The following is an 11,992-nucleotide window of genomic DNA, read 5'->3' as shown; positions in this document are numbered from 1 at the left end:
TATCTTATCTTCACCAAGCGATTGATCTGGAGCCCTCCATCTGATGGACCTTCCAAAAAGCATCTCTGAGAATTTGCATTTCTTAATCATCGAGGTCGATACCCAACTAGCCAATCTCAAACGCTATCTCGCGACCGATTCAACTTCGGCCAAACAACGAATCATCGAACGTGGTGGTTATGCCTATCACCTGAGGTTGCGCATCCACGAGAGTGGACTCGCTCACGTCGGGAGGTTGCGCAAGGATGGCGATGCCCAGCCCGTTCGCGCCGTGGAATTCATTGCGACCGAATTGGAGAGAATCGCCGAACTCTGTCGCTGTTGCGTCCGGGGAGCCGAGACGATCTCCCGCCGTCGCAGCCTGCGAGGTAAATCCTATGGCACCCTTCTCCAGAAAGTGGCGAAGCGCGTCCGCTGGACCGAACAAGCCATGGACGATCAAGATGCCCATCTGGCCCTGAAAATCGGTGCTAAAAAACACCGCATGAAGACTGAAATGCAGAGATTGTCCGACCAGTATATAGCGGACCTGAAACGTTGTAAGAATACCGAGGATATCGTTGCGGCCCTGTCTGTGCTCAGGGCGGTCGAGCAGATGGGCGATAGCTTGCGCATAATCAGTGAGACCCTGATTTCCACCTTTTTGAAAAAACCAGTCAATATTGAGAGCTATAATTCTCTGAAAGATTCGGTGGCGCATCTGGACCTAGAGAAGACTTCTTTCCAGCCCCTTGCCGAGACTCGCTCAGGGAGCGGGATCTCGGGCATCCGGGATGAATCGAACGGTGATTTCGCGGCGATCTTCAAGGATGGGGTCAAACGCAAACTGAAAGAAGAGCGTCAGGGCGTTGAAAATTGGAACGAAATCCATCCAGGGCTGGCGCCAAAAATCCTGTATTATCGAAAGAATGGGTCCTCGGCCTCGCTGCTGATCGAACATCTGGCCGGGCAGACCTTCGAGCAAATTCTGCTCCATGAGTCGCGCTCTTTACTTGATGCGGCGTTTGCGCAATTGAGCAAGACCCTGAAGTCCGTGTGGATGGAAACCCGTACGCCCCGATCAATCCCGGCAAAGCATATGGACCAATTAGCGGCCCGACTTGATGAGGTTTACGCCATTCACCCGGAGTTCCAGCAAGGAGCCATGGCGGTCTGTGGCCAGAAGCTCCCACGTTTCGAGGATTTGCTAAAGGCCGCAAAAGACGCCGAAGCCAAGGTCAAGGCCCCCTTCTCGGTCTATATTCACGGCGATTTCAATGTCGATAACATTATCTATGATCCAAAAGAAAACCACATTAACTTCATAGACTTGCATCGTTCCCAGCATATGGATTGCGTGCAGGATGTTGCGGTCTTTATGGTTTCCAATTACCGTTTGCAGATCCATGACCAGAGGCTGCGTAAACGAATTTTAAGAGTGGCCCGGGATTTTCATGGCTTTGCTTTAGAAGAGGCCCTCCGGGCCGGGGATACGACCTTTGACTGGCGTCTGGCCCTTGGATTGGCCCGCTCTTTTGCGACATCCACCCGTTTTATTCTGGATAAAACCATGGCCCATGCCATGTATCTGCGGGCCATTTATTTGATGGAACGGGTTCTGGAGACCCGTCCCCGCCACGCCGCTTCCTTTCACTTGCCCCTTGAGGAGATCTTTTTTGACTGAGTTCAAAATAGGGGTCGTCGGTATTCCCGGAAAATGGTCGACCGAAATCCTTGCCGATGCGGTGGCGGCCCGTACCGGCAACCGATTGGTTGTCGATATGGCAGGGGTCGAATTGGATTTGGCGCAGGGCCGATTAATGTCCCAAGGGATTGACCTGTGCGGGCTTGATGGGATCATGATCAAGAAGATCAGTGCCACATATAGCCCAGCCACCCTCGACCGACTGGAGATGCTGCGTGTGGCCGAGGCGGCTGGGGTACGCTTGTTCAGTCCGGCGCGCAGCATATTACGCCTGATCGACCGTTTGAGCTGTACGGTGACCCTGCGTAATGCGGACATTCCCATGCCCGAAACCCGGGTGACCGAGAACCGAGACGCCGCGATTGCCACCGTCGCGGCCTTTGGTTGTGCTGTTTTCAAGCCGCTCTATTCGACCAAGGCGCGCGGCATGTGCGTGATCGACCATGCGGCGGGGGCGGATCGGGTGTTTCAACAAATTACGGCTTTTCAGGCCGAGAATCCGGTGATGTATATCCAGAAAATGGTCACCCTTCCGGGGCGTGACATGGGCATGATGTTCCTGGCGGGCAAATACCTGGGGACCTATGCCCGGGTGTCCCGGGAAGGGACCTGGACGACCACCATCCACTGTGGTGGACATTATGCGGCCCATCAGCCGACGTCTGAACAGATCGCCTTGGCCCACAAGGCCCAAGCTCTGTTTGATCTGGATTTTACCACCGTCGACGTGGCGGAAACTGAGGATGGGCCGGTGGTTTTTGAAGTCTCGGCCTTTGGGGGCTTCCGGGGGGCCAAGGAGGGCCTGGGCCTGGATGTGGCACCGCTCTATGTGACCCATGTGATTTCCGATTTGGAACGCCGCCGGTGAGCGACACCTTGAACATTGAAGATATCGCCACGGTCTTGATGGATGGGGCCGCGTTGGTGGAGGATGTTCTGACGCTTGACTTGGGGGAATGCGGGTTGAGCCTGCGCTCAAATTCTGCCGCCCTGATGGCGCAACTGCGGGATTATTTTGGTCCACGTGTGGTTTCTCCCCGTCCTTGTCCCATCGAGATCTTCGCCATTGAGCGCGAGGCGCTTGATCTGGGGCTGGATTTTACCGACTGGGCGCGGGCACCGGAGAAAAGCGGGCGCAAAGATAGCTATGTGGATTTGCCCGGTGCGCGGCTGCTCCGCAAAGTGCAAACCGGGATGCTGTTTTTGCAAAGCGAGACGCTGCGGATCGCCGCCGGTCCTTGTCGGCGCAACGACAATCAACTCATCAACTTCATCAATGCCCAATATATGACGTGGCTGCAGAATCGTGATTGGTTGATTTGCCATGCCTCGGGGGTGGTTCGGCGGGGGCGGTGTCTGGCCATGGCAGGCTTCTCGGGCGGTGGCAAATCGACTCTGATGCTGAATTTGATGGACGACCCGGGCGTCTCTTTTTTGACCAATGACCGGCTATTCATCAAGCAGCAAAAGGGAGGCTCCCGGGCATTGGGGATCGCCAAACTGCCCCGGGTCAACCCCGGAACCATTGTCCATAATGCGGCCCTTCACGGACTGCTCTCCCCTGTTCGGCGTCAGGCTCTTTTGGCGCTGCCGCCAGGCGACCTATGGCAGATCGAAGAGAAATACGATGTGCCCGTTGATGAAATCTATCCGGGCGGACAGTGGCTGAACCAGGCCGAAATGGCGGGTTTGTTGGTCCTTAACTGGCGGCGGGACTCAACGCGACCGTTGACGGTCGATCAGGTGGATCTCCAAGAACGACGGGATCTTTTGGCCGCGATTATGAAGTCGCCGGGGCCATTTTATCAATCATCTGATGGACGCTTTCTGGCCGCAGATCAAACCAGGGAGGCGCAGGCTTATCTGGAGGCGCTTAAGGGAGTTCCGGTCCATGAGGCACAAGGACGTATCGACTTCGCGGGGCTTGCCCGTTACTGTCGCGAAAATTTGATTTAGAGGAAATACATGATCCGCGAGCTGCTGATTCTTCGTCACGGAAAGGCTGAAAACGTGTCTCGGGATAAGGATTTCGAGCGCCCTATCAATGAGATGGGTAAAAGGGATGTGCAGCGCATGGGAGTCTGGATGGCACGTCAGGCTCTCGTTGCGGACTATGTGATCTGTTCCCCGGCCAAGCGCGCCCTGGAGACAGCCCGCAAAGCCTGTAAGGCGATGGGCTTGGGGGACGAGGGGATTGTCGCCGACCCACGACTCTATAAAGCCTCCATGGGGAATATGTTGAAGCTGTTGGGTGAGATTCCACCCGTGGCGCGCCGGGTCTTGTTGGTGGGCCACAATCCCGATTTGGAGAACCTGCTGGCCCATTTGAGTGGAAAGTCAGGAACGGGACTGGGCATGGCGGATCTGGCGGTGCTCAATATGCCCGAGGACTGGCAGAGCCTTCAGTCCGGCGTCGGGCATCTGTTGTCGATTACCAAAGCCAAGGATTTGCCCAAGAAATTTCCTTTTCCAGGGCCGAATGGCACGGAACTTCGAGACCGCCCAGCCTATTACTACACCCAATCCGGCGTCATCCCGTACCGTCTGAGAAAAGGCAAGATTGAGATTCTTGTTGTGCGCTCAAGCAGCCAGAAGCATTGGGTGGTGCCCAAAGGCATCAAAGAGCCCGGTATGACTGCCCAAGCATCGGCTGCCCTGGAGGCCCGGGAAGAGGCGGGAGTCTTGGGAATTGTTCGGGACGAGGCTCTGGGGCACTATAGCTATGAGAAATGGGGGGCGAACTGCACTTGCGAGGTCTTCGCCATGGAGGTCACTCGGGTGCTGCCGAAAAAGGACTGGGAGGAAATCCACCGGGGCCGGGTCTGGTTATCGCCCAAACAAGCAGCGAGCAAGCTCAAACAATCCGACCTCCGTCCGATGATTGAAAGCTTAGTCGCCATGCTGACGGAGACTTCGAAATGAAACGGCAAAAAAGCAGTTTCCGTCACGAATCCCTGCAAAATCAGGAGAGCGTTCAGGCGCTGTTGAAGGCGCTGACCGAGGGTATCGCGAAGGGCAAGGTCACGTTCAGTGATGCCGATGATCAAATCCAGATGCAGCCAGAGGGATTGCTGAATCTGCAATTGACGGCGTCGCAGGAGGACAATCGAAATCGTATTCAGATCCGGCTCACCTGGGAAAACCATACGGAGCGATCTCTGAAAACGAAGCCCCTGATGGTCAAAGTCAAATAGCTCAGAGGTCTCACGGGCAAGACCCAAAGGTCACGGTGGTGCGATGTTTCACAAGACCACATACTGGACCAAGTTGGATAACGGACAGATCCGCTGCGATCTCTGTCCCCGGGAATGCAAGCTCCATGACGGTCAACTGGGGCTCTGCTTCAACCGGGCGGCGGTGAACGGTGAAATCGTCCTGACCACTTATGGTCAAAGCAGCGGCTTTTGCATCGACCCCATCGAAAAAAAGCCGCTCAATCATTTTTTACCGGGCACCCCCATACTCTCCCTGGGCAGTGTCGGCTGTAACTTGACCTGTAAATTTTGCCAGAACTGGTCCATTTCCAAGGGTCAGGAATCGCTCTTAAAAACATTAGTCGAGTCGGCAAATCGCTCCTCAAATGTTTTTGAACGATTGCTAGATAATGGGATCGGGCAAGCGGAAATTCTGTCTCTGGCCGGTCGGGCAACGGACGGCGGGCGACTGCAATCTCCCGCCGCGCCGGAAGTCATCGCCGAGGCGGCGGCGCGCACCGGCTGTCGCAGCGTCGCCTTCACCTACAACGACCCGGTGATCTTTCATGAATATGTGATCGACATCGCCCGGGCTTGCCATGACCGGGGCATTCGCACAGTGGCGGTCACAGCCGGTTACATCAGCCCCGCCCCGCGCCGGGAGTTCTTTGCCCATATGGATGCGGCCAACGTGGACCTGAAGGCCTTCACCGAGGATTTCTATCATCGGCTCTGCACCGGCTCCCTGGCGGCGACTTTGGACACCCTCACTTATCTGGCGCGGGAGACGGATGTGTGGGTGGAGACCACCACCTTGCTCATTCCGGGCGAAAACGATTCCCCGGAAGAAATCGACGCCATGACCCGCTGGGTGGTGCGGGAGTTGGGGCCGGACCTGCCGATGCATTTCTCGGCCTTTCATCCTGATTGGAAAATGCAAGATAAGCCCCGGACCCCCCACGCCACCCTGATCCGCGCCCGCGATATCGCCCGCGCCAACGGGGTGCGTCATGCCTATGTGGGCAATGTCCATGACCTGGAACGGGAAAGCACCTATTGCGCCGGTTGCGGGGAACGGCTCATCGGAAGGGACTGGTATCAACTTTCCACCTGGAACCTGACCAACGACGGGCATTGTCGGTCCTGCGGCACCCTTTGTGCCGGTGTTTTCGACGGTCCGCCGGGGGATTGGGGGCCCAAACGGCAGCCGCTGCACCTCGGGCGATGAAAAATTCTCGCTCTTGCGTCGTCCTGTGCTAAACCTGCGCCCCATTGGCAAGGGAGTGCTCCGGCATGCTGAAGAAATGGCTGGGACTGGCCCTGAAACTGGGTGTTTCGGGTGGTTTGATCTGGTTCCTGTTGCGCAACGTGGATACCGCCGCCGTGTGGTCTCAGGTGCGGACCATGGGCTGGATGGCGCCACTGGGAGCGGTGCTGATGATTATCGGCCTGCAAACGGTGGTCGGCGGTCTGCGCTGGTGGATCGTGCAGCGGGCCATTCACGCGCCGTTGCCGTTTTCCAAAACCATTGAACTGTTTCTGGTCGGGACCTTTTTCAATCAGGTGCTGCCCTCGGCGGTGGGCGGCGACGCGGTGCGCATCTACAAGGCGTTCAAGAGCGGGTTGACATTCTCCCAGGCCTTCAATGGCGTCATGCTGGAACGGCTGGCGACGGTCTTTGCCTTGATCCTGCTGGTGGTCGGGGTGCAGCCGTTGTTGCTGGCCCGCATTGATGCGCCGGTGGTCGTGTGGATTTTTCCAGCGCTGGCTCTGGCCGGGGTGGCGGGGATCGGCCTGTTGATGAGCCTCGACCGCCTCCCCGAGCGCTATCACTCAATGCGACTGGTGCGCGGGCTGGCGGCCCTGGCGCGCGATTCCCGGCGCCTGTTTTTCAGCCTCCAGGGCGGCGTTGGTTCCCTGGTCGTGGCGGCACTGGGGCATGTCAATGTTTCGCTGGCCGTCTGGGTGCTGGCGTTGGGTATGGGGCTGCCGGTGGGGCCACTGGATTGTATTCTTCTGGTGCCGCCGGTGCTGCTGATTCTGACTCTGCCCATCTCCATCGCCGGTTGGGGCGTGCGCGAAGGGGCCATGGTCACGGCCTTCGGGATGATCGGGGTCAGTGCCGAAGGGGCGCTGGCGTTGTCCTTGGTCTTTGGCGGGGTCGGGTTGGTCTGTGCCCTACCCGGCGGGATCATTTGGTCGCTGGGGCGGGACCGCATGGCCGACGTCCCCCAGGACATGCCAACAGAAAACGCTTAGTCCTTGACGTTGGACGGATCGTCATAACCGACGTACGGCCAGCTTTTGACCAATATCCAAACGCCATCGTCCTGCCGCTTCAGCAGGCTGGCCGCGCCGGTCGGTAGGTCAATGCCGAAATAGTCCCGGACGACCGGGTTCTGGCTGAGGGCCCAGGCATGATCCGGGGTCAGTTTGTCAATCAGTGGAGGCATATCCTCATGTCGGTTAAACAGGTTCCACCGCAAAATTTCTTGACCAACCGGATAAATATAATAGCGCAACTGCAACGGCATTTCACCGGTGCCGGTGGGATCAATGAGGGCGAGGCGGCTGCCGACGGGCAGCAGCGTCCGTAATTCGTTGCCGATGACGCGGACCTGTCTTTTGACAGGATTAGCATCAAACCGAATCTTCGGGGCCAGGGCCAACGGCAAGACGAGCATGACCACAATGGCCAGAGCGTAAATTTTCGGAGAAAGCGCGCCGCCCCATTTGCGCTGCACCAAGAGGGCCATTCCAAACACGCCCCAGGCCCACATGAGGCCGCCCAGATGGGTGTTGTAGCGCCAGTAGGAGGCCGCCCGTTCGGCCTCGTAACCCCCGAAAACGGAGATATAGGCAATAATCAGAAAGGCGTTGTAGCCGAGAAAGACGGTGGCGGTAATCAGCGCCAGACTGTGGAACGGTCCACGGTAGTGCCACAGGGCGCGAACGCCGAAATAGACGCTGATCCACATGCCGCCGAAATAGCCGACTTTCTGCGACATGACCTTGCCCACCGAGGCCAGGGTCAGCGGCAGGACTTGGAACTGCCAATCGGCGAAGGCGCGGAGTTTCATGCTCTGGGCCGCCAGTCCCTCGGCCTCGGTATAGCCCTTCCAGACCATGAAAAGGGCCACCGCCGGACCCAGGATCAGAATCATCAAGCGCAGCAGGTCGTTGATCCGCACTCCGGGATGGCGCAGCCCGGCGACCCCGATGGCGGCGGGAATCAACAGCAGCAGGGCCAGATTTCCCTGCTTCAGGTTGGCGACGAGCAACAGGGCCAGACCGCTCTGCCACGCCAAGGTGGTGGCTTTCCGGCGATCATTCTCGGCCAAGGCTTCGAGCATCAGCCAGCCGAGCAGCCCGGCCATGGCCACGGCGGTGGCGGTGCCCACTTCGGCATAGGCGGTGAAGACCAGCTTGCGGACGAAGGTTGGACTCAGCAAAGTGGCCAACAGCAGTCCCAGGGCGACCAATCCCCAGCGGCCCAGAGCCTGAGTCGGTTTGCCCATGGCCCGCTCGATCAGGCGGACCAGAGTCAGGGCGAACAGCGCCAGGGTCAGGGTATTGAAGATGCCGCCGCCGTTTTCAACAAAAAAACCGGCGAGTCTGCTGGCCAGATAGGTGATCAGCGGCAGGGTGTAGGGATAGGCGGGGAAGCTGGCCGGATTGACCGGTCGGTCGGCGGCGGGCAGCCCGTCAACCTCGATCAGGTACTTGGCGCTCCACAGCCACTGGGAGAATTCGTCCCACTGCGACGGGGTCATGGCGCTGACAATCAGGACCAGAGGCAGGGCAATCAGCAGCAGTTTGCCGATGTCTTCAGGCAGGAGCGTCCCGTCCCGCCGCCGGGACCACCATGCGGCGACCAGGGCGAGGGCGAACAGCGCATAGGCCAGATAATGGAACGGCAGCGCCGGAAATTGGGTGCCGCACAGGGTAAAAACCACCGTAACCGCCGCCCAGCCGCTCCACAAATCCGCTTCCCGATAACGGCTCCGTCCGCCCACCAGGGCACCGATGCCGATCAGCGCCAGCATCACCGCCAGCACCGCCGCCAGACCGAGCAGATCGGCCAAACCGGGCATATAGAATAGGATCGAGGTCATGAAGGGCTCCACAGCTGTCTGGCTGCGGGATGTAGCATACCCTTTCCCCACAACAAACCTTTGCGTTCGCCGACGCGCGCATTACATTACATTTCAGCGACGCCGAGGAGAGCCCTTATGAAAATCACTTTCGCCAAACCGACCGTTCCCGATTCCGGCACCCTCGTGGTGACCGCCCTGGAGGGAGGTAAGCTGACCGCCACGGCCCAGGCCTTCGACGAGAAAAGTGCCGGGGCGCTTTCCCGGGCCATCAAGGCCGGACGGTTCAAGGGCAAGAAGGGCCAGGGACTCAGCCTGCTGGCCCCCGCCGGTAGCGGTCTCGACCGGCTGTATCTGGTCGGTTTGGGCAAGGCCAAGGATCTGGACGACCTGCGCATGCAGGATGTGGGTGGCGAGTTGGTCGGGGCGTTGTCCCACTGCGGGGCGAGCAGCGTGTCGGTCTGCCTCGACAGCCTCGACGACAGCAAATTGTCCTACACCGAAATGGCGATTCATCTGGCCTTTGGGGCGCGTCTGCGTTCCTTCCGGTTCGACAAGTACCGGACCAAGGAAGACAAGGATGACAAGCCGCGCCTCAAGACGATGAAAATCCATGGACCGGACCCGGAGGCGGCCAAAAAGGCTTTTGGCGACCTGGACAAAATCGCCGATGGCGTCTTCCTGACCCGCAATCTGGTTTCGGAACCGGCCAACGTCCTCACCCCCGGGGCGTTTGCCGAAGAGGCCCAGAAGCTGGAATCGCTCGGGGTCCGGGTGACGGTTCTGGGCGAGCGGGAGTTGAGCAAGCTGGGCATGAACGCCCTGCTCGCCGTGGGCCAGGGCAGCAGCCAGGAATCCCGCCTCGTGTGCTTTGAATGGAATGGACTCGAGGGCAAGACGCGCAAGGAATCGAAAGCCCCTCTGGCGTTTGTCGGCAAGGGGGTTTGCTTCGACTCCGGCGGCATTTCCATCAAGCCCGCTGCGGGGATGGAAGACATGAAATGGGACATGGGCGGGGCTGGCGTGGTGACCGGCTTGATGAAGACGCTGGCCGGGCGCAAGGCCAAGGTGCACGCGGTCGGAGTGATCGGTCTGGTTGAAAATATGCCCTCCGGCGATGCCCAGCGACCGGGCGATGTGGTGACCTCCATGTCCGGACAGACCATTGAGGTGATCAATACCGACGCCGAGGGACGGCTGGTGCTGGCCGACGCCCTGCATTACTGCAAGGAAACCTACAAGCCGCGCCTGATGATTGATCTGGCGACTCTGACCGGAGCCATCATCATCGGCCTGGGCGAGCATGTGGCGGGCATTTTCGCCAATGACGACGATCTGGCCAAGGCGGTCAGCGCGGCCGGAGACAAGGTCGGGGAGCCGGTCTGGCGGATGCCCCTGGGCGAGGAATGGGACAAGCAGATCAAATCGGAGATCGCCGACATGAAAAACGTCGGTGGTCGAGGGGCCGGCAGCATCACCGCCGCGCAATTCCTCAAACGCTTCGTCGGCGATGTGCCCTGGGTCCATATGGATATCGCCGGGGTCACCTGGTCGAAGAAAAACAAGCCGACGGTGCCCAAGGGCGGCACGGGGTTCGGCGTGCGTCTGCTCGACTGTCTGGTCGCCGACAACTATGAAGAGTCCTGAGGCATGGCCGAGGTCGCGTTCTATCACTTGACGGCCTGGGGACTGGAACGCGCCCTGCCCAAGCTGTTGGAACGGACGCTGGAGACCGGCAAGCGGGCGGTGGTGGTGGCCGGTTCGGCGGAGCGCGTCGAATCCCTGGATTCGGTGCTTTGGACCTATGAAGCCGATTCCTGGCTGCCCCATGGGGCGGCGCGGGGCGGCCACCCGGCGGACCAACCCATCTGGTTGACCGTCCAGGACGAAAACCCCAACCGGGCCGAATATCTGTTTTTGACCGAGGGGAGCACCTCCGGGCGGCTGTCCGAATTCGAGCGCTGTTTCGATTTGTTCGACGGCAAAGATCCCGGCGCGGTGCAGGCGGCGCGGGAGCGTTGGACGGCCTACAAGGCGGCCGGACATACGCTGACTTACTGGCGCCAAACCGAGACCGGTCGCTGGGAGCGCAAAGCCTCCTGAAACGCTGCAATAACAATAATTACACCAAGGACTTCAAACCGATCAAAATACCGGCTAAACTCGCGCCCGCAAGGTCCCGGTATTCCGTGCGAGCGGGGGCGGACCTGGGATGTGACACGCAACGGGACGAGACAGAGACGCAATGGATCTCGGGACAATAATTGGCCTGGTGGCCGGGTTTACGCTGATTGTGGTGGCGATTATGCTGGGTGGGGACCTCGGCTCCTTCATCAATGTGCCCAGCCTGATGATCGTGTTCGGCGGCACCATTTCCGCCGTCCTGATCAAAATGCCGCTGAACGTGGTGGGCGGGGCGTTCAAGACCGGACTGAGCATCGGCTTCAAGATGTCCAAGACGGATTCCCTGGTGCTGGTCCAGAAGTCCCTGGAAATGGCCGAACTGGTGCGCAAGAATGGTCTGCTGGCCCTGGAAAGCCTGGAAATTGAAAACGATTTCTTCAAGCGGGGCATCCAGCTCTGCACCGATGGTCACAACATCGACGTGATCAAGGCGACCATCGACACCGAGGTCAATCTGACCATCGCCCGTCAATCCATCAGTGAAACCATGTTCCGGGGCATTGGCGATACCGCGCCGGCTTTCGGCATGATCGGTACCCTGGTCGGTCTGGTGCAGATGCTGAGCAACATGGATGATCCGAAAACCATCGGCCCGGCCATGGCCGTGGCCATGCTGACCACCTTTTACGGCGCGGTGATCGCCAACGTGTTCGCCATTCCGCTGGCCGACAAGATGGCGTTGAAGAACAATGCCGACCGCGACAACCACGAACTCATCGTGCAGAGCATCATCCAGATTCATGGCAACCAAAGCCCCATGGCGTTGAAGGAAATCCTCGCCGTCTACTTGCCGGTCAGCAAACGCGCGGCGCTTGCCGACGACGACGAATAGGTAG

At 59.1% G+C, this 11,992-nt stretch carries 11 protein-coding genes; 10 read left to right on the top strand and 1 reads right to left on the bottom strand.

The features are described from left to right. Positions 1-43 precede the first annotated feature (43 nt). The 7 genes from ACYQ1P_RS01350 to ACYQ1P_RS01320 all read left to right on the top strand — a co-directional run bounded on the left by ACYQ1P_RS01350 (position 44) and on the right by ACYQ1P_RS01320 (position 7,137). Entirely contained in the window at positions 44-1,663 is a 1,620-nt protein-coding gene (locus ACYQ1P_RS01350; protein WP_460018584.1) for a phosphotransferase, read from the top strand. Then, complete coding sequence (locus ACYQ1P_RS01345; RefSeq protein WP_460018583.1) at positions 1,656-2,552, top strand: GAK system ATP-grasp enzyme; 897 nt, start codon at positions 1,656-1,658, stop codon at positions 2,550-2,552. Before ACYQ1P_RS01350 ends, ACYQ1P_RS01345 begins: the two co-directional genes overlap by 8 nt. 56 nt (positions 2,553-2,608) lie before the next feature. Further along, positions 2,609-3,640: an HprK-related kinase B gene (locus ACYQ1P_RS01340; protein WP_460018582.1), complete on the top strand. Its 1,032-nt coding sequence runs from the start codon at positions 2,609-2,611 to the stop codon at positions 3,638-3,640. 9 nt (positions 3,641-3,649) lie between these two features. Continuing rightward, the gene (locus ACYQ1P_RS01335; protein WP_460018581.1) at positions 3,650-4,606 is read left to right on the top strand and encodes a histidine phosphatase family protein; all 957 of its coding nucleotides are present in this window, start codon (positions 3,650-3,652) and stop codon (positions 4,604-4,606) included. Further along, entirely contained in the window at positions 4,603-4,878 is a 276-nt protein-coding gene (locus tag ACYQ1P_RS01330; RefSeq protein WP_460018580.1) for an amphi-Trp domain-containing protein, read from the top strand. Before ACYQ1P_RS01335 ends, ACYQ1P_RS01330 begins: the two co-directional genes overlap by 4 nt. Positions 4,879-4,921: 43 nt before the next feature. Beyond that, on the top strand, positions 4,922-6,106 hold the full coding sequence (gene amrS / locus ACYQ1P_RS01325; protein WP_460018579.1) for an AmmeMemoRadiSam system radical SAM enzyme: 1,185 nt from the start codon (positions 4,922-4,924) through the stop codon (positions 6,104-6,106). Positions 6,107-6,171: 65 nt separating this feature from the next. Further along, positions 6,172-7,137: a lysylphosphatidylglycerol synthase transmembrane domain-containing protein gene (locus ACYQ1P_RS01320; protein WP_460018578.1), complete on the top strand. Its 966-nt coding sequence runs from the start codon at positions 6,172-6,174 to the stop codon at positions 7,135-7,137. Here ACYQ1P_RS01320 and ACYQ1P_RS01315 read toward each other — a convergent pair. Beyond that, complete coding sequence (locus ACYQ1P_RS01315) at positions 7,134-8,993, bottom strand: hypothetical protein (RefSeq protein WP_460018577.1); 1,860 nt, start codon at positions 8,991-8,993, stop codon at positions 7,134-7,136. The two genes, ACYQ1P_RS01320 and ACYQ1P_RS01315, sit on opposite strands and share 4 nt — an antisense overlap. A 117-nt stretch (positions 8,994-9,110) precedes the next feature. Between ACYQ1P_RS01315 and ACYQ1P_RS01310 the strand changes: the two genes are divergently transcribed. The 3 genes from ACYQ1P_RS01310 to ACYQ1P_RS01300 all read left to right on the top strand — a co-directional run bounded on the left by ACYQ1P_RS01310 (position 9,111) and on the right by ACYQ1P_RS01300 (position 11,988). Next, positions 9,111-10,619, top strand: coding sequence for a leucyl aminopeptidase (locus ACYQ1P_RS01310; protein WP_460018576.1), 1,509 nt, complete (start codon positions 9,111-9,113; stop codon positions 10,617-10,619). 3 nt (positions 10,620-10,622) lie between these two features. Further along, positions 10,623-11,075 (top strand): DNA polymerase III subunit chi, encoded by a 453-nt coding sequence (locus ACYQ1P_RS01305; RefSeq protein WP_460018575.1) that lies wholly within the window; start codon positions 10,623-10,625, stop codon positions 11,073-11,075. A gap of 169 nt (positions 11,076-11,244) precedes the next feature. Then, a complete protein-coding gene (locus ACYQ1P_RS01300) occupies positions 11,245-11,988 on the top strand; it encodes a MotA/TolQ/ExbB proton channel family protein (RefSeq protein WP_460018574.1) in 744 nt (247 codons plus the stop codon). Positions 11,989-11,992 lie beyond the last annotated feature (4 nt).

It is taken from the genome of Magnetospira thiophila, assembly GCF_054657015.1.
Note: the sequence above shows the minus strand (reverse complement) of the source record. Positions and strands in the feature narration are given on the sequence as shown.

Coding starts and splice junctions, on each gene's coding strand:
- ACYQ1P_RS01310 (WP_460018576.1), top strand. CDS start 9,111: ATGAAAATCACTTTCGCCAAACCGACCGTTCCCGATTCCGGCACCCTC.
- ACYQ1P_RS01320 (WP_460018578.1), top strand. CDS start 6,172: ATGCTGAAGAAATGGCTGGGACTGGCCCTGAAACTGGGTGTTTCGGGT.
- ACYQ1P_RS01350 (WP_460018584.1), top strand. CDS start 44: ATGGACCTTCCAAAAAGCATCTCTGAGAATTTGCATTTCTTAATCATC.
- amrS (WP_460018579.1), top strand. CDS start 4,922: ATGTTTCACAAGACCACATACTGGACCAAGTTGGATAACGGACAGATC.
- ACYQ1P_RS01330 (WP_460018580.1), top strand. CDS start 4,603: ATGAAACGGCAAAAAAGCAGTTTCCGTCACGAATCCCTGCAAAATCAG.
- ACYQ1P_RS01315 (WP_460018577.1), bottom strand. CDS start 8,993: ATGACCTCGATCCTATTCTATATGCCCGGTTTGGCCGATCTGCTCGGT.
- ACYQ1P_RS01305 (WP_460018575.1), top strand. CDS start 10,623: ATGGCCGAGGTCGCGTTCTATCACTTGACGGCCTGGGGACTGGAACGC.
- ACYQ1P_RS01335 (WP_460018581.1), top strand. CDS start 3,650: ATGATCCGCGAGCTGCTGATTCTTCGTCACGGAAAGGCTGAAAACGTG.